This is a genomic window from Oceanobacillus luteolus, assembly GCF_042678205.1.
Lineage (GTDB): Bacteria > Bacillota > Bacilli > Bacillales > Amphibacillaceae > Oceanobacillus > Oceanobacillus luteolus.
This window is the reverse complement of record NZ_JBHUDE010000040.1, coordinates 1-18,099: the sequence shown is the minus strand read 5'-3', so window position 1 is coordinate 18,099 and position 18,099 is coordinate 1. Positions and strand designations below refer to the sequence as shown.

Genomic DNA, 18,099 nt, shown 5'->3' with positions numbered 1-18,099 from the left:
ATGCCCCCTTCATATTGTTTAATATAAAAAACAGACCACATAGTAGTGATCTGTTTCTATAGATTGGACAAGTTTAGTTGTTAACTACTTCGTCCCCTTTGTAATGACCACATGATTTGCACACGTGGTGTGGCTTAGTTAATTCACCACAGTTTGGGCATTCTACCATGCCAGGTACTAGAAGTTTTTTATGAGTACGACGTTGGTTTTTAACCTTTTTCGATGTTTTACGCTTAGGTACTGCCATGACCTACACCTCCTTCAAAATGAAAAGACAGTTCTACAAACTATTCATTTTCTTTCTTATTATTTTTAAGTAAAGACTCCAATTTTTTCAAACGTGGATCAATCGTCTTTTCCTTGGTTTCTTCCTGAACAAAGCTCCAACCTTCACCTTCTGTCGGTGCAGCTCCTTCTGGATTAGCTTCATCAGAAAATACCCGGAATGGGATTTCTAATAAAATATTCTCCAGAATATGTGGCTTCAAATCAAGTACTTCTCCTTCAACTGGATGGATATCATTTTCCAAATCATCCTCAGTTAAATATGGAGAAGTGGAAAATATTTCATCTGCTGTGATATCGTACTGATATGGAACATCGACAAGCGTTCTAGCACATGGTAAAATCATCTCACCTGTAATTTTCAAAGAAACAATAATTTCTTCGTTATCCGTTGTGAATGAAGCTCTAACATGTGCCGGTCTTATCCGGCGGATATCATTGTTCATCGTTTCCAATTCTGAAACATCAACTGTTTCTTCAAATTCGAAAGGTTGTTCAAAACTCTTTTGACGAATTTGTGATACAGTAATTTTCATGTTTATCACCTCTAGGCAACAAGAGTAATTTTAAAAGAAAAAAGCTAATTTGTCAATATCTTTTCTTTACAGTCAGGAATAAAATAATAATTTCCTGTCGATCACAATGTTTGTTACAATAATAGCACATTAATCCTAGGAGTTGAAGTATATGAAGTCCTGTGGTGTCATTGTTGAATACAATCCATTTCATAATGGACATGCTTATCATATCCAAGAAGCAAAAAAAGTAACCGGAGCTGATACGGTTATTGCTGTAATGAGTGGCAACTTTCTTCAACGAGGAGAACCAGCAATAATAGATAAATATCATCGGGCTGAAGCAGCGCTCTCATCAGGCATTGACCTTGTCTTGGAGTTACCTTATGCATTTGCTGTGCAAAATAGTGATTTATTTGCAAAAGGTGCTGTAAATACACTCCATAAAATGGGTGTATCATCGATTTGTTTCGGAAGTGAAGCAGGTGATGCAGCACAGTTTAAAACCAGTTTTACCAGTTTCCTTGAGCAAAAAGATGTTTATGAAAAAGAATTAAAGCATTGGTTGAACAAGGGTTTATCTTTCCCAGAAGCTAGTATGCATGCATATGGAGCAATTGGATTAACAACTGAAGCAATGGACCTTTCCCAGCCAAACAATATATTAGGCATGAGCTATGTGAAAACAATAATGGAAAATAAATTCCCCATTGAAATACATACAATTAAGCGGATTAATAATCACTTTCACGAACCTGAAATAACAAACGCCATCGCGAGTGCAACGAGTATTCGAAATGAGATGATACAATCAGGCAATTTAACTTCAAAAGTTATAGCTGCCATTCCAGATGTGACACTACATCAACTCCAAGAATATAAACGAAAAACTACGCTTTGGCACCAATGGGAAAATTATTTCCAAATCTTAAATTATCGAGTTCAAACGATGACACATTCCGAATTACGTGATATCCACGGAGTTGTGGAGGGCCTAGAATACCGATTGAGTAAAACAGCAAAATATGCTCGAAGTATGCAGGAATGGATGGAATCGATTAAAACAAAAAGATATACTTGGACAAGAATTCAGCGGCTATTTGTCCACTTGTTAACCAATACAAGAAAAAGTGAATTGGATTCCTATCTAAAAGAATCTACTGGAGTACCTTACGTTCGTCTACTCGGAATGACGGAAAGAGGTCAGAGATACTTGAACAAAATGAAAAAAACGGTGGAAGTCCCTATCATTACTAATTTCAGTAAAGATATGCATCCAATGCTTCAATTGGAGGAGAGAGCAACAGCAGCATATTATAGTATCCTCTCACCAGAAACAAGATTGTCATTATCCAAGCAAGAGCTGAGAACACCTTTGCGTATTTAATGAAAAAGCTTGCGATCATGCCATAAGTGGCCCTATCGCAAGCTTTTATTTTTGTTATTGGAGTTCTTCCAAATAGTTTAAAGCATCATCAAATGTATCTACAGGTACGATTTCCATTTCACTATCAATTTCTTCTGCTGTTTGTTTAGCAATTTCATAATTGGAATCCGCTCTACCATTTTCATTTGGGACGAAGAAAATGTCAATTCCTTCACGATCAGCAGATACGACCTTTTTGTCGACACCACCAATTCGATAAATATTTCCATCGTAATCAATTTCACCTGTTCCAGCTATTTTATAACCTTTCGTAATATCTTCTTCCGTCAATTGGTCATAGATTTCCAAAGCAAACATTAAACCCGCACTTGGACCACCTATATTTCCACTGGAAAAGTTAACTTCTGGATCAACTGTAACTTCCCGATCAGTAACAAGACTGATTCCCATACCAACTCTCGATTCATCATTCGGGAAATAATCCAATGTAATTTCAGTACTTAACGTTTCATTCTCCCTAATAAAGTCAACTGCTATCGTATCTCCTGCCTGTTTTCCCTCCACATAACTGACTAAATCAGATGACTCCTCAATTTCATTTCCATCTAAACTTATTATCCGGTCACCCATCTCCAACTTACCAAAGGAAGGCATATTTTCTACGACTCCAACAACATATACGCCGACATAGTCGATGGTAATATCTTTCCCAGCGGATTCATACGCAACGACAAGCGATGCTTCTTGAGAACTCTCCATCACCTGAAGTTGTCCATGCATGTAATCATCAGGTGTAATACCTTCGGGAATCACTTCATGGAGAGGCCTAACCTCATTATGGGGAAGTACTTTAGCAAGAACGTATTGTAAAGGTGTAGCCTGCAGTCCACTAACCGTCACTAAATGCATTTCTCCTTCACTAGCATGTCCACCATCCACTTCTACAATCGGATTGAGTGGTTCGGTATTTCCAGGTTTTTGTATGTAATATGGTATTCGATATACTGCGAAAAAGTAAACGCAGACCAATATAATCACATAGAAAATAATTCGTTTTTTTGAAAGCTTCATCTATCCCGCCCCTTCCTGACAGTTATTTCTATTCTAAAAGTATTTGTCATATTCAAAGCCCTGAGCTGCGTATATTGATAAGGAACACTAAGCCTGTACACTTAAACATAGTCTATTCTAGCATTAATTTTACACCTTCCAAAATCTCTTGTACAGATAGCACGTCTCTAGGGGGCTTCCGATTGAATTCATTTTTAAAAACCATTTTGTTATCCGGAGTAACAATTTGTTTAACGATATTACTCATTCAATTTCCCGATGAAGCATTAGCCGCCAGCATACGTGGTTTAAAAATGTGGGCAGAAGTTGTATTCCCTTCCCTCCTACCGTTCTTTATTACAGCTGAACTTTTGCTTGCCTTTGGTGTAGTTAAATTTCTTGGCGTCTTATTTGAGCCGATTATGCGTCCGTTGTTCAATGTTCCCGGCGCCGGCAGCTTTGGTTGGATGATGGGTATGGCAAGTGGTTATCCTACAGGTGCCAAAATTGCAGCAAGACTCCGAGAAGAAAAACAACTAACTAAAATTGAAGCTGAAAGATTAGTATCTTTTACAAATAACTCCAGTCCGCTTTTTATTTTTGGAGCAATATCCGTTGGATTGTTCCATAACGCTGCACTAGGAGTATTATTAGCTGTTTCCCACTATGTCAGTAATATGTTTGTCGGTATATTGATGCGATTTTACAAACTACGCGAAAGTAAGAAAGATATAGTGAAATATGAAAAAAAGCATAATTCACCAATCTTTATTCATGCGCTGAAGCAAATGCATGAAACTAGAATGAAAGAATCTCGTCCGCTTGGCGAAGTATTGGGTGATGCGGTTTTACAATCTATTAAAACGTTAGTGATGGTCGGTGGATTCATCATTCTTTTTTCGGTTGTTGTCCAGTTACTCCATCTCGTAAACATATCCGTTTGGATCAGTAAAATAATTGAAGTTATATTCCATTTGTTAGGCATCCCAACAGCTCTTGGACTACCTTTTTTCTCTGGGTTATTTGAGATTACTCTTGGCGCTACTTTAATATCAAATATAGAAATAAATTCTCTACCACCAAAATTGATTTTAGTTAGCTTTATTTTAGGGTTCAACGGTTTTTCCATCCAAGCTCAGGTTGCCAGTATTTTAGCAAAAACTGATATCCGCTTTACTCCTTATCTTTTTGCAAGATTTTTACACGGTATTATCGCAAGTGTTCTTACCATAATTCTTTATAAACCTCTCTATTTAAATCGAATGACAGAGGGAACAGTAGAAGTACCGGCCATAACGGATTCCTCCGTACCTCTGATCAACCAATTGTATATGTATCTAACTACGATTGGCCCTTGGATTACGCTACTGTTTTTATCGATAAGTTCTATTATACTGTACCAAAAAAGCAAAAGAGATGGTTAAAGCCATCTCTTTTAAGCTATGCATAATTAAATTTCTTTTTTAATGCTTGCTCAACAACCTCCGGTACCAGCCCCGATATATTTCCATTATACTGAGCCACTTCTTTAATCATACTAGAACTCAAAAATGAAAATTGGTTGTTCGTCATGATAAAGAATGTTTCAATATCTTTGTTTAAGGTCCGGTTCATAGAAGTAATCTGCATCTCGTATTCAAAGTCGGTTACAGCTCTCAATCCTCGTATAACAACATCGGCATTTTTTTCAGTAGCATAATGCATCAACAGAAAATTGGATGAATCCACTTCAACATTCGGTAAATGCTTGGTCGATTCTTTAATCAATCGTACACGTTCCTCTACTGAAAATAACGGAGATTTTGCTTGATTATTGAATACAGTTACTATCACTCTGCCAAAGATTTTAGCAGCTCGTTCTACAATATCTAAATGTCCATTAGTAAATGGATCGAAGCTTCCAGGAACAATGGCTAATTTTGACATTATTTTACCCCTCTCTAAATGTTATGAAACCCATTCAGTCGCAAGACCCTCCCCCACTGAATGTTAGTTGAACTGAGATAAGGATATAGGAAGTTTTTCCTTCCACTTTCGTATGTAAGTTTCTCATCTCAGTTATTGGACTATAGTTGTGTGTTAAAACGGTAGATGGTTACTGCAATTGTATTACTGTAATTTTCCTTTTTCATTATAGTTAAATCAGCATTTTGATCCGGCAATTCATCATTCGGATCATGTTCACAGTAAATAATACCATCATTTTTAATGAGATTGTTTTCAATTATCTCTTCGATGAGTTTTGTATAACTGACTTTTTTATAGGGCGGATCGAGAAGAATTAAATCAAATATCAACTCTCTCTTAGCAGCAGCTTTGATAGCACGGTATGCATCTGTACGAAAGACCTCTGCCCTGTCCTCCATTCTCACCGTTTTTAAATTCTCTTTAATGGTATGTATTGCCTTTCCCTGCTTATCCACAAAAACAGCTTGTTCCATCCCACGGCTAAGTGCTTCTATACCGAGTGAGCCGCTTCCGGCAAATAAATCTAAAACATTGCCTCCATCAAAAAATGGACCCATAGACTGGAAAACGGCTTCTTTAATTTTATCTGTAGTTGGCCTAGTTGCACTCCCAGGTACAGCTTTCAAAGCCTGTCCCTTTCGGACACCAGCAATCACTCTCATGACGTCACCCCAATTCGACGATTCGACATAATCCTATCATAAATTTAATAATAATTAAACTTTGCTTCACTATTTTTTTACAAATCATTACGTTAATGAAATAAATAATAAGCACCAAAGATTGCTAACTAACTGAAATTCAGGTGAATATTTCCTTCTCTGGTCCCGTAGCCCCCGATACCCCTTCGCTTTCCGTGGGCGGCTGGTGAGCCTCCTCGTGGGCAAGCCCACTGCAGGGTCTCACCGATGCCTCTGCTCCCACAGGAGTCTACGGAGTACCGGGGGCTTCTCATAGCAAGCCCTATAATTAGAGCATTGAATTAAATATTTATACATTTGCCTCGAACACTACAGTTATTTCATCTATAATTTATTTATCATTTGATTAGAAACCTCAAACATGCAATAGCAAGAAGGTATCTAAATAAGTGCCTTGAAATCATATAGTCAATAATTAAATAAATTATTATACGTAAATCACTATTTTTAAGATTATGTTTGTTGTTCTGATGCCAAGAATAATAACTTTTTCTTCCCATAATGATACAATACTCCAAATCTCAATATTTCCGGGCTGCGGACTTACGAATGAGTTTCAAATAATAATCCAGTTTATTTTTCAATATTTATCATTAAAATAATCCATTCTTGTATATTATTTATTTCTTTGTACATAATAGGTTAATGATTCAACCTAGTTATTGGTTGATTCGAACAGAGTATACTTATTCTTCCCCGTAGGTTTTACTCTGGTTTCTCCTCTCCCTTTGTCTTTTTGTTTTCAATATGGAAACAAAAAGAACCTGCAGAAATGTTTCTGCAGGTTTTTTTCTTTGTCAGGCTCTGTTAGTAACTTAAATACCCATTTTATAGTCATAGTCCTTCGCTTCGTCGGGTTTCGCATTTTCATAATCTGTGCGAACGAATGGTTTATATGATCGCTCGACCTTTGATACAAAAGAATGACGGAGCAACTTTAGCTCAATTGTGTCTATTTCATCTTGATTAACATAGACGACCGCATATTTGTGCTTCTTAGAGGCATAGATCAGATTGCCATATCTTTTAATGTGCTTTAAGTTTTTCATATGTTGGAACCAAACAATCAGCCCTTGTCGTTTTTTAATCAAGCTTTTTCACCTTCCTAACTTTTTAAAAGGAGAACTATATTATGTTCAAATTTAAGAGGCACACCCACAGCCGCCGCCACTTCCGCAACCACAGTTATCCGTAAGAAGAGCCCCATCTTTCGGCACCTTAATTTGTTCACTTACACTTGTAGCAACATAACTGCTGATTTCATCTAATAAGCTTTGTAAGTTGCGTTCAGCTACTTTAAAAGCTGCTACTGTGTCATGCATATCCATAGCTCTTTTTGTAGAACGTACTTTTTTCATAATTTCTTGGTAATCAGGATGATATCTTCCAAATCGTTGGATGTCTTCATAATGATCTTTTATATGATTAAAAGCTTTAATTAACTTTTGGGCTTCTGCATCTTGTTCCATTTCCAATTTCTTCTCTAAATAGTCCTCCATCACTTCAGATTGGAAAACCATTTCACCGAGTTTTTCAGCGTTATCTAAAATGGATACGTATTCCATTGTAGCAATCATATTAACACCTCCACTCTGATTCTAACACTTTATTTCATTTCTGAAAATAAAACGACATTAATCTTTTAAAATGTTAGCAACTTGGATGAGCATGGAGGCCATTTGAACTTGATCATTCATTCGGTTTAATCTTCCTGAAAAGGTTTGACCAAAGAATATTTTAACTTCTTTTTCAAGATCTTGGGTACGCTTTACCCCGTCTCTTGATAAATATCGGTACCATATTGGATTTAATCTTATGAATTCAAGTGCTCTTGGATTATTTTGCAAGTATTGATAAGTAGCTAAGTCCATAAGGATTCCCCCTAATCTGTAAACCAGTCAAATGGACGATCCTTTTGATTTCCCGTTCGCTTTGGTTGTTGGTATTGATTGACGATTTCCTGCACAGTGCCTATAGTTTTGCTAAGCTGTTGAACTTGTTCCTGTAATTTATTTATATCAATGGTTTCAGCATACTTTAATACTTGTTTAACTAAATCTGGTTTTAAGTCCAATTTAGAAAATATTCCGTCTTTATCCTGATTTTCGGCTTCTTTATCCTCTATATCATCCTTATACTGATTCCAATGTATATCATCTTCACCAAGCAATACCCATTGTTCATATAGTTCTTGCCAGCTCTTACCATTTTTCCGAATTTCTCGAATTAATTTTGGATGATTATTTATAAACTCCTTAAATTGGAGAAGCTCATTTTGATGATCATCTTCCTTCATATTATTTCACCTCTCTAACCATGATAAATAGACTTTATTAATAAAATATGCAAACAGCCTATATCTGTTCTTGAAGGTAACTAGATGAAATAATAAATAAACAAAGCCGACATTACATCGGCTTTGCTAAGAAATTCTGTGTATAATATAATCGATAGACGCCTACACCGAGATGCGTATATTCTTCTGCTAATAATGCTTCACGATGTCCATCACTATTTAACCAGCCTTCTACAGCCGAAGCTGCATCGGGATATTGTGCGGCAATATTTTCTCCTGCAGAGATATAGAACACACCTGATACTCCCAGTCTCTCTTTTAACCCGTCTCCGTTCAAGCTATAGTGAGAAAAATAATCATGATCACTCATATCCTTACTATGGAGGAAAGCCACTTCACTGACCTCTTCTTCCCATTCCAATGGAGCTTTGCCAAACCGATTGCGGATCACATTACTAATATCAAATATTTGTTGTTCCATCCCTCTTTCAACTTTTCTCCAGTCTTCTTCAGTAAGCTCTTCTTTCTGTGGTAACGATCCTCGATAGACCACCTCATAGGGTTGATGCCTTAATAATACTTCTGCATCCATAATACGTATAGATGACAATTCTTTAGTAAAAGTATCAAAATACAATTGCATAAATAAATCATCCGAAAGTTTCACTAATGGTCGTCTTAAAATATCTTCATCTGTCATACGAAACATATAAGAAGCTAAACCGTCCGTATAAGTCACTTCTTCTTCAAAGGGATATTCCTTGATGATGAAATCATATGTCTGGCCAATTTGTAGTGGCTCTACAGGCATTTCAGTTCCAGTTGCATATACGGTTCGAATAACTCCATCTTCCATTCCAAATTGAATATACTTTTCTTCTCCATCGGTATATACCCACCAAACATAGTTATATGCACTTAAATCCTTTCGGTTAGGCTCGCCCATCTCATTTAGAAGCTCATCCTCCGACATCCCTACCCAACTATATAAATTACCGTCTCGGACTTCCTTACTTGCTGAGAATGTTGGTGATGACTTTGATTTCAACATTAATGATTTTTCAACCACATCGTGTTTTCCAGAGGATTGGGTCGTCTGCTCATTCGGTTCCATCCAGTAAAATACAATAATTGCAACTAACGTTAATAGAATTAAACTACGTAATATGCGCACTATAACAGCCCCTCTATCATGTTATATTACATTCTATGAAGTAATAGGATATTACATTCAATCTCTTCCCTATTATTTTCAAATTTAATCCCTGAGCAGCAATATGTATTGAGTTAAATAGATTCTATCAGACAAGTTATTCATTGCAAATTATTTCTTTTCGTACTATGATTAAATAACGAGGACAATTATAAGGGGTGAACAAAATGCGAATTGAAAACACAGGGATTGATGATTTAGTAATCGATTTAAAACCACTTGATAAGATCACTGGTCAACATGCATTTATCCGTGCTGGACAGTGGGACTATGAACGCGTAACATATGATTATAAAATTGGTTCTAATGAAAAAAATATTACATATTATATTCGCGTCCAAGGCTATGCTACTAGTGGAAATGTTGATAGCAAAGATGCTGTCATCAAACTTTTAACACCTTTACTTGGGAAACATTATTATCCACATGGGATAGAATATGGTGAAGAAGAAAACTTCCCAGAATCATTAGTAGAGCGTGCTCAAACATTATTAACTAATCTGGCTAATGAATTAAAGCCACTTGCAATAGAACAAGATTAAGCATAATTATAAACAAAAAAGGTCAACTTTTACATAAAAGTTGACCTTTTTACATTACTTAAAATCCGAAGATTGCTTTTAGAAGACTTGTCGTTTCTCCTCCAGTATATAAGACATACAGGAGTAGATAGACCATAACACCTGTAATAGCAGTAAAGAACCATATAACACTAGTCCATGGACCAAGCTTCTCATGCTTGGTTATATTTCGTTTAAAAGCGAGGACAAGTGTAATAATTCCAAAGATAGCACCAGTTGTAGCCAGGATAATATGAAAAACCAAGAAAATTGTATAATAGATTTTTATATCATCTGGTCCTCCGAAACTTGTGTTTCCAACAAATATCGTTCTAGACATATAAATGATGAAAAACAGAAGGGCACTTACTGCTGCAGAAATCATCGTTTTTTTATGTGCTTCTTTCTTCCCTTTTACAATAAACCGCCATCCTATTGCTACTAAAATAGCGCTTAATAAAATAAATGCAGTACTGATTGTTGGTAATAACGGCATGTCTGTCTCCCTTTCTAGCTTTTAAAAAATGCGTCGAAATTCATTTTCACTTCCTTATCTCGCATCAACTGTAATCGGATCTACTTCCATAGACTTTTTAGTAAACCATCCAAAAAATACTCTAATAAGGAGTGTCATATAAATTATTTCTTGAAGTACTTTCATAATAATTCCACCTAATTGCTGATCAATAAGTGTACTAAGTGGAGAGAACATTTCAGGACCAGAAAGAGTCACTGATATTCCTGATAATACATCATTTGGTACACAAATCGCCAGCGCTTGAAGCCATGCTCCGTCTTCCAAGTAAGCACTGTATACTGGAACATCAGAAAAGATAATAAGTACACAGGCTGGTGTAATTAACACACCATTGGCAAATATATATCCGATTTTCATAAGAGGTGTCATCGTATTAATCTCTTTGAATGGAAGCAATAACGGCATAAACACTATAAATGCTGCTATTAATAACACCGTATGAATAACAAAATGCCAAATAGGAGCAGACTTGGAAAAATCAAATACAACTGGAATATGATACACCGAGAACAAACCATTAAATAAGAGCAGTGAAATCAGCGGCTTTGTTAACAGTTTAATAATCGGCCCTAAAATACGATTATTAAGTAATTTTTCCCAAATCCATAGTGGTACACCTTTAATAATAAGGATTGGAAATAGCAATAGGAAAATTGCCATCTGTGTCATATGTGCGGTAAGCATGATATGAGACAATAAATCGATTGGAGCTCCTTTTACCAAATATAATAAAAATAGTCCGGTATATACTAGAATATGTTGTTTAATAGTTGGTTTATCAGTTCCCCCAAATTTATGTCGATACGGGCCAGTTATCAGGTAATAAGCTACTCCTAGCACGACACAAAATAGAAAGAAATAAGGACTCCATAATGCTCTAAATCCGAAAATTTGTAGTTCTAACCACATAAGTATTCACTCCAGATGAGAAAAGTTTATCTACTTATTATATAGCATATTTTCATTGCAAACAGGGAAATTTGTGACGAAATTCGTAAAAAAAAGACCGGGAACTAACCCGATCTTTTTTATTCATGTTTTCATTTACCACCAGGAAATTACTCCGAGGCCTAGCATCACTAAGAAAGTAACCCAGAATCCACCGTAAATAATTCCTGATGCTTCAGCATGACCTTTGTCTTTCATATGCATGAAGTATAAGAATTGGAACATCATTTGTACAAAAGCAAGTACAAAGAGCAGAATAGTTAGGAATGAACCTTGGATAACATCCGTTCCTACTAGAGCAAAAGCAATGATTGTGAATGCAATCATCATACCAAAGCTAATCAATTGCTTTTTCATTTCATCCTTGCTTTCCTGCTTACGGTAAGCTTCAGCTTTGTTCGAAGTTGTGTTATTCGTCATCGATTAACTCACCATCCCCATCAGATATACGACAGTAAAGATAAATACCCAGACAACGTCAATAAAGTGCCAGTATAATGCAAATGTATTGTACTTAGCAGCATTATATGTGTCTAGTCCGCGTTTTGCGTTACGGACCATCAATACAATAAGCCAGCTCAGTCCGAAGATTACGTGACCTCCGTGGAAACCAACTAATGTATAGAATGCTGAACCGAACGCAGACGAACGGAAAGTAAAGCCGTAATCTGTAATATAATGGGCAAACTCGTAAATCTCACAAGCAAGGAACCCTAAACCTAACAAACCTGTAATTCCAAACCATAGTTGCATTTGTTTGAAATTATTGTTCTTCATATGGTAGATCGCATAAACACTCGTTAATGAACTCGTAAGTAGAAGCAACGTCATTAAGAACACAAGCTCCAGGCCATATAAATCTTGCGTTGTCGGGCCGCCTGCAGTCGAGTCTTTCAATGCGATATAAGTTCCGAAAAGACTTGCGAAAAGAACTGTCTCACCGCCAAGGAACATCCATAATCCAAGATGTTTCATTTTACCTTCTGCAGTAACTCTTGACGGATCTTCAGGTAAATTATTCGGATCTATTGAATAATCATGACTCATCTTAAGCGCCCTCCTTTTCGAGTTCTTCTTTGGTTACATTATAACCATGATCATCTTTCAGAGAGCGGATAATCATACATCCAATAGCGAAAGCCATACCGATATAAATCAGAATTCTTCCAACTGGACCATCCAACTGATAAATAAATCCGAAAGATGCAAGAGTAAATCCACTACTAATTAAGAATGGAAGAATTGAATTGTTTGGCATATGAATATCAGCAAGTGGTTCTGCTGGTTTCATTTTACCGTCACCTTCCATTTTTTCAATCCATAATGGATCTAATCCACGTGTCAAAGGAAGTTGCTTAAAGTTGTAGAATGGTACCGGAGTAGGTACTGTCCACTCAAGAGTTCTACCATCCCATGGATCTTGAGGTGCTGCTTCACCTTTAACGTAACTGTAAACAACATTATATAGGAATACAATGACACCTGCAGCCATGAAGAAGGCTCCAACTGTACTAATTGCGTTTCCTAAGTCAAGTCCTTGGTTCTCAAGGAATACCCAATAACGACGAGGCATACCCATTAATCCTAGGAAATGCTGGATAAAGAACGTTAAGTGGAAACCGATAAAGAATAACCAGAATTCAAGTTTTCCTAACTTATCATTCAAGACACGGTTAAACATTAATGGCCACCAGTAATGCATAGCCGCCAAGATACCAAATACTACACCACCAACAATTACATAGTGGAAATGGGCAATTACGAAATACGTATCGTGGTACTGGAAGTCAGCCACTGTAGCACCAAGCATTACCCCTGTCATACCACCAATTGTAAATGATGGGATGAATCCAAGTGCATATAGCATTGGTGTAGTGATTGCAACACTTCCTCCCCACATTGTAAGGAGCCAGTTAAATATTTTAATACCTGTTGGTACAGCGATTGCCATAGTACCAATTGCGAATATTGCGTTAGCAACAGGACCTAATCCTACTGTAAACATGTGGTGAGCCCAAACCATAAATCCTAAGAATGCGATCAAGAATGTCGCAAAGACCATTGCGGTATAACCGAATAATCTTTTCTTAGAAAACGTTGGGAAGATCTCACTAAAGATACCAAATGCCGGTAATATCAAGATATACACTTCCGGGTGACCGAATATCCAGAACAAGTGTTGCCAGATAATGGAGTTACCACCTAAAGCAATATCAAAGAATGCTGAACCGAACATACGGTCAAATTGCATTAAGAATAGTGCAATTGTAAAGGCAGGAAACGCAAATAGAATAAGAATACTAGCAACAAGTGTAGTCCATGAGAATAAAGGCATTCTCATATACGTCATACCTGGTCCACGCATTAATACAATTGTTACGATAAAGTTAATTCCACTCATTAATGTTCCCGCACCCGAAAGTTGCAGTCCCATTACATAATAATTAATTCCATGACCAGGAGATTGTAAGGATAGAGGCGCATAGTTAGTCCAACCTGCATCCGGAGCTCCTCCTGTAAACCAACTCACGTTCATCAGTAGTCCACCCATGATGAACAACCAAACACCCAATCCGTTTAGAAACGGAAAAGCAACGTCACGCGCACCGATTTGAAGTGGCATGATATAGTTCATTAATCCAATAAGTATCGGCATGGCAGCGAAAAAGATCATTGTCGTTCCATGCATAGTAATCATTTCATTGTAAAAACCTGCAGAAATAAAGTCGTTTTCAGGCTTAACCAACTGAATACGAATAATTAGAGCTTCTAAACCACCGAGTATGAAGAAGAACGCACCGAATGCCATATACAATATTCCAACCTTTTTATGGTCAACGGTGGTTAAGTAATCCCATAACGCGGCACTAAAGCTTCTCTTTTGAGTAGCTGTACTCAAAGCATAAACCTCCCTCTTTTGTTTTCCATCCCAAAAATGATATTATCTAATTTTAGTCTTTTAATCCGCCAGCACTTTCAGGTGTAATTTCTGAAGGCTTAAGTTGCATTAAGTAATCCGCAATCTTATCAGCTTCCTCTTCAGATACATCATACGTACCAGTCATAAGGTTACCAGGTTTAACTGACTCTGGATCCATAATCCAATCAACTAGGTTTTCTTTTGTAGGCTCAAGATAACCTACGAAATGAGTACGGTCACCAAAGTTCGTCAAGTTCGGACCCATACCTACTGGAGCTGAACCAATTGCATGACAGCCCATACAGTTATTTTGGAATAGTTCTTGTCCTTCCTGTGCAACTGCATCAGACGGAACCGCTTCAGGGTCTACATTTTGCATGTCTGAAATCCATTGTTCGTATTCTTCAGGACTGACAGCAATTACTTTGAAATCCATTAGGGAGTGAGACGGTCCACAAAGTTCCGCACATTTACCCCAATAAACACCCTCTTCATAAGCTTCAATGTACATTGTGTTTACGTTTTCCGGGTTAACGTCCATCTTTCCAGAGATCGTTGGTACCCAGAATGAGTGAATTACGTCAGAAGATAGCATATTAAGGTATACTTTTTCTCCGGTCGGGATATATAAGTCCTGACTCGTTACTACCTCTTCGCCCTGGTACTCAAAATTCCACCAGTATTGTTTCCCTGTAACATCAATGTTTATTGAGCCACTAGCCTCTGATGTGTCCGCTAGGTCGAACGTATAAATTACTGTTGGAATACCCATGATAAACACTAGGATAATTGGAATGACTGTCCATACAGTCTCCAACGTTTTGTTTCCTTCCACTTGTTTTGGAATAGTAGTATCTCCTTTTTTACGGCGGAAGCGCATTAATACAATCGTATAGATAATCATTACAACAAAGAATACGCCCAACATTACTATCGTAGTAAGGAGAATAATATCCATTGAGCTTTCTGCTCCATAACCTTTAGGATCTAGAGCAGTCAAGTTTTCTTTCCCACAACCTGCAAGTAAGATTGTCAGGAAACTAAAAAGCATAAATGCTTTTAATTTGCCCATCCAAGCTTTCATGTATTCATACCTCTCTTTCTAGTTGTTAGTTCCTTATATATAAATTTATTTAAGGACAATAATCAATTAAATATTGGTAATGTAACTATGATCATTAATGGGAATAGAATCACCAGATAGTTCAATGAATAAACAAAAATCATATTAGCCCATTTCAAATCATTCTTCGCAAACATTCCTGTAAAAGCAAGGATTAACCATCCAATATTCAATAAGGTTGCAATTACGACAAAAACTGTTCCAAGTGATGTTAATAAAAATGGAATTGGCAATAAGCAAGCGACGTAAATGATAATTTGTCTCTTTGTCATTTCAAATCCATAAACCACTGGCAACATCGGTACACCCGCCGCTTTATATTCCTTCGTCTTCTTCATTGCCAACGCAAGGAAATGCGGTGTTTGCCATATAAACATAATTAAAAATAGTGCAACCGGTACAATATGAACTTCTGGGTATATTGCAAACCAACCAATCAATGGAGGCATTGCACCAGAAAAACAACCTACAATAGTATTTAACGTATATTTCCTTTTTGACCACATCGTATATAGGACGACGTAAACAAACCAACCGATAAAAGCAAAAATAGCCGCATATACGGTTGTGAATAGAAGTAGGATTGCCAGCCCGATTATGGTGGTCACTATACCTGATATAAGTACGCTTCTAAGCGAGAATAATCCGGTTACAGTTGGCCGTGTCTTCGTACGGCTCATTTTCGGATCAATATCAACATCATACCAATTATTGAGAATCGCTCCACCGGCAATAACAAAAGCACTACCAATAAGAGTTATTATCAATGTACCGATATGATCGGTAAATGCAAAACCACTAAAGTATATGGCCAACCAAAAACCAGCGACTACCGTTATCAGATTGGAATTGACAATACCAATTTTAATAAGTGCTTTAACAGCTTGTATAAAGTTTTTCATTTTTTTTTTGGCAGGAATCGTGGCGTCACCAATAACTTCTCTGTATGGCGTCTCCACCTTGTTCATTATTCTTTCCCCCCTTTACAGGAAACCGAGTATTCGTTATCGCTGAGTTAATTTGCTAGCAACGACAATTACATTTATTGTAACATGGAATTGATTAAGATTCTAATAAACCCATATAACCTAATAATTATTGTTTAATTGAAATAATTATTAATTGTATAAGAAAAACGAATCATTCATCTATGTATTGTAGTAATATTCCAAGTACAACGGTCTCGGCCCTCATATTATTTCTAGCAGACTCCAGCAAACATTTCAAGTATTTTTTACTATTCGCATAGTGAAAACGGTTATTACAGTTAAATCTATTACAATTCTGTGACTTATCATCAATAATGGTTAAAATACTTTGAAATTGGACTAGATTAATATTATTATAAGATGAAAGCATATATAAATCGAAACTTCACTCGGTAGGATTTTTATACTACTGAGTGTCTATGCAGTGTAGTATGTCCGTCCTCCCGCCCAAATTAGGAGTATTTCTTCTGTTTGGAGGCGGGAGTTTTGCGGAAGACTTTACTGTGATTATTTTCAACAGAAGAAGTGAGGCTTTATAATGATCAAACATTTAAAGTGGTTATCCGTTGTTGCGACAATTGGGATGATCTTCGTTCTATTAGGGGGGGCATTGGTAACCAAGACAGGTTCTGAAGATGGTTGTGGGGATAGCTGGCCATTATGTGAAGGGCAAGTCGTACCATCTGAGTTTACTTTTGAAATGGTTATCGAGCTTAGCCACCGTCTTGTTTCTGGATCAGTTGGTATTGTCGTACTTATTTTAGCAATTATAGCTTGGAAACATCTCGGCCATATTCGCGAAGTGAAATTCCTTTCAGTGAGTTCGGTATTCTTCCTAGTTTTACAAGCGCTCATTGGTGCTGCAGCGGTTATGTGGGGGCAATCTGATTTTGTTCTCGCATTGCATTTCGGGATTTCACTTATTTCATTTGCGACTATATTTCTATTGACGTTACTCATCTTTGAAGCAGATAAGAAATTAGATACAGAATCCCTACATATTCAAAAGAAACATCGAATTGAGATTCTGGCATTAATGATTTATACCTTGGCAGTCGTTTATACAGGAGCACTAGTTCGACATACCGAATCAAACTTAGTTTGCCCGGACTGGCCTTTCTGCTATAACAATGAACCATTGAATGTTATAGGATATAATTTCCAACAATGGGTACAGATGGGACATCGTCTAAGTGCTGCAATTCTTGTTATATGGACTATATTATTATTCATAAAAATTGTTAAGAATTATAAAAAGTCGACTGTAATGGTTGGTGGATGGTCGATCGCACTTAGTCTAATCCTACTCCAAGTATTATCTGGAGCACTTATCATATTCACGATGCTCAACTTATTTATTGCATTAGCACATGCTCTATTCATTTCTTGTTTCTTCGGTATGTTAAGCTACTTTATTTTACTGGCAAACCGAAGTGCTTATAAGGAGAAATCAGGGCAAGTAAATGAAACTCATTGAAAACAACTAAAAAAACATCGCTCAAATTAGACTGACATAGCAATTTGAGACAATAATAAAACACCTTCTTAGGCTGCCATTCCACGAAATTCTATTGGAGATTGGTAGCCTAATTTTTCTTGAATACGC

21 protein-coding genes are annotated in these 18,099 nt (G+C 36.8%); 4 read left to right on the top strand and 17 right to left on the bottom strand.

The window, feature by feature from the left end; all coding sequences use genetic code 11:
* Positions 1-73 precede the first annotated feature (73 nt).
* Together rpmF and ACFSBH_RS07975 are read right to left on the bottom strand one after the other, a co-directional pair.
* Positions 74-247 (bottom strand): 50S ribosomal protein L32, encoded by a 174-nt coding sequence (rpmF, locus tag ACFSBH_RS07980; protein WP_251511055.1) that lies wholly within the window; start codon positions 245-247, stop codon positions 74-76.
* 40 nt (positions 248-287) lie between these two features.
* Positions 288-821, bottom strand: a complete 534-nt coding sequence (locus ACFSBH_RS07975) for a YceD family protein (RefSeq protein WP_251511056.1) — start codon at positions 819-821, stop codon at positions 288-290.
* A gap of 151 nt (positions 822-972) precedes the next feature.
* Between ACFSBH_RS07975 and ACFSBH_RS07970 the strand changes: the two genes are divergently transcribed.
* Positions 973-2,187, top strand: a complete 1,215-nt coding sequence (locus ACFSBH_RS07970; protein ID WP_251511057.1) for a nucleotidyltransferase — start codon at positions 973-975, stop codon at positions 2,185-2,187.
* A 54-nt stretch (positions 2,188-2,241) separates the two neighbouring features.
* On the opposite strand, the gene ACFSBH_RS07965 is transcribed toward ACFSBH_RS07970, so the two are convergent.
* Complete coding sequence (locus ACFSBH_RS07965) at positions 2,242-3,258, bottom strand: SepM family pheromone-processing serine protease (protein WP_251511058.1); 1,017 nt, start codon at positions 3,256-3,258, stop codon at positions 2,242-2,244.
* Between the two features lie 182 nt (positions 3,259-3,440).
* On the opposite strand from ACFSBH_RS07965, the gene ylbJ reads away from it, so the two are divergent.
* The gene (ylbJ, locus tag ACFSBH_RS07960; RefSeq protein ID WP_379596989.1) at positions 3,441-4,661 is read left to right on the top strand and encodes a sporulation integral membrane protein YlbJ; all 1,221 of its coding nucleotides are present in this window, start codon (positions 3,441-3,443) and stop codon (positions 4,659-4,661) included.
* Between the two features lie 16 nt (positions 4,662-4,677).
* On the opposite strand, the gene coaD is transcribed toward ylbJ, so the two are convergent.
* The 7 genes from coaD to ACFSBH_RS07925 form a co-directional block, all read right to left on the bottom strand.
* Positions 4,678-5,163, bottom strand: a complete 486-nt coding sequence (gene coaD, locus ACFSBH_RS07955) for a pantetheine-phosphate adenylyltransferase (protein ID WP_251511060.1) — start codon at positions 5,161-5,163, stop codon at positions 4,678-4,680.
* A gap of 140 nt (positions 5,164-5,303) precedes the next feature.
* Entirely contained in the window at positions 5,304-5,867 is a 564-nt protein-coding gene (gene rsmD, locus ACFSBH_RS07950; RefSeq protein ID WP_251511061.1) for a 16S rRNA (guanine(966)-N(2))-methyltransferase RsmD, read from the bottom strand.
* A gap of 854 nt (positions 5,868-6,721) precedes the next feature.
* Positions 6,722-6,997 (bottom strand): YlbG family protein, encoded by a 276-nt coding sequence (locus tag ACFSBH_RS07945; RefSeq protein ID WP_251517510.1) that lies wholly within the window; start codon positions 6,995-6,997, stop codon positions 6,722-6,724.
* A 51-nt stretch (positions 6,998-7,048) separates the two neighbouring features.
* The gene (locus ACFSBH_RS07940) at positions 7,049-7,483 is read right to left on the bottom strand and encodes a YlbF/YmcA family competence regulator (RefSeq protein ID WP_251517513.1); all 435 of its coding nucleotides are present in this window, start codon (positions 7,481-7,483) and stop codon (positions 7,049-7,051) included.
* A gap of 57 nt (positions 7,484-7,540) precedes the next feature.
* Positions 7,541-7,777 (bottom strand): YlbE-like family protein, encoded by a 237-nt coding sequence (locus tag ACFSBH_RS07935; protein WP_251517515.1) that lies wholly within the window; start codon positions 7,775-7,777, stop codon positions 7,541-7,543.
* Positions 7,778-7,788: 11 nt separating this feature from the next.
* A complete protein-coding gene (gene ylbD / locus ACFSBH_RS07930) occupies positions 7,789-8,202 on the bottom strand; it encodes a YlbD family protein (RefSeq protein WP_251517518.1) in 414 nt (137 codons plus the stop codon).
* Positions 8,203-8,314: 112 nt separating this feature from the next.
* A complete protein-coding gene (locus ACFSBH_RS07925) occupies positions 8,315-9,376 on the bottom strand; it encodes a CAP domain-containing protein (protein ID WP_251517521.1) in 1,062 nt (353 codons plus the stop codon).
* Positions 9,377-9,582: 206 nt separating this feature from the next.
* On the opposite strand from ACFSBH_RS07925, the gene ACFSBH_RS07920 reads away from it, so the two are divergent.
* Positions 9,583-9,957, top strand: coding sequence for a YugN family protein (locus ACFSBH_RS07920; protein WP_251517524.1), 375 nt, complete (start codon positions 9,583-9,585; stop codon positions 9,955-9,957).
* Between the two features lie 58 nt (positions 9,958-10,015).
* On the opposite strand, the gene ACFSBH_RS07915 is transcribed toward ACFSBH_RS07920, so the two are convergent.
* The 7 genes from ACFSBH_RS07915 to cyoE all read right to left on the bottom strand — a co-directional run bounded on the left by ACFSBH_RS07915 (position 10,016) and on the right by cyoE (position 16,472).
* Positions 10,016-10,471 (bottom strand): DUF420 domain-containing protein, encoded by a 456-nt coding sequence (locus ACFSBH_RS07915; RefSeq protein WP_251517528.1) that lies wholly within the window; start codon positions 10,469-10,471, stop codon positions 10,016-10,018.
* 54 nt (positions 10,472-10,525) lie between these two features.
* Positions 10,526-11,422 carry a cytochrome c oxidase assembly factor CtaG gene (ctaG, locus tag ACFSBH_RS07910; RefSeq protein WP_251517531.1) on the bottom strand — a complete coding sequence of 299 codons (897 nt, stop codon included), beginning with the start codon at positions 11,420-11,422 and terminating at the stop codon, positions 10,526-10,528.
* Between the two features lie 135 nt (positions 11,423-11,557).
* Positions 11,558-11,881, bottom strand: a complete 324-nt coding sequence (locus ACFSBH_RS07905; RefSeq protein ID WP_251517534.1) for a cytochrome C oxidase subunit IV family protein — start codon at positions 11,879-11,881, stop codon at positions 11,558-11,560.
* A 3-nt stretch (positions 11,882-11,884) separates the two neighbouring features.
* Complete coding sequence (locus ACFSBH_RS07900) at positions 11,885-12,508, bottom strand: cytochrome c oxidase subunit 3 (RefSeq protein WP_251517537.1); 624 nt, start codon at positions 12,506-12,508, stop codon at positions 11,885-11,887.
* Between the two features lies 1 nt (position 12,509).
* Positions 12,510-14,360: a cytochrome c oxidase subunit I gene (gene ctaD, locus ACFSBH_RS07895; protein WP_251517539.1), complete on the bottom strand. Its 1,851-nt coding sequence runs from the start codon at positions 14,358-14,360 to the stop codon at positions 12,510-12,512.
* Between the two features lie 52 nt (positions 14,361-14,412).
* Positions 14,413-15,465: a cytochrome c oxidase subunit II gene (gene coxB / locus ACFSBH_RS07890; protein ID WP_251517542.1), complete on the bottom strand. Its 1,053-nt coding sequence runs from the start codon at positions 15,463-15,465 to the stop codon at positions 14,413-14,415.
* A 62-nt stretch (positions 15,466-15,527) separates the two neighbouring features.
* Complete coding sequence (gene cyoE / locus ACFSBH_RS07885; RefSeq protein ID WP_379596985.1) at positions 15,528-16,472, bottom strand: heme o synthase; 945 nt, start codon at positions 16,470-16,472, stop codon at positions 15,528-15,530.
* Between the two features lie 559 nt (positions 16,473-17,031).
* Between cyoE and ACFSBH_RS07880 the strand changes: the two genes are divergently transcribed.
* Positions 17,032-17,970 (top strand): COX15/CtaA family protein, encoded by a 939-nt coding sequence (locus tag ACFSBH_RS07880; RefSeq protein WP_251517545.1) that lies wholly within the window; start codon positions 17,032-17,034, stop codon positions 17,968-17,970.
* Positions 17,971-18,099 lie beyond the last annotated feature (129 nt).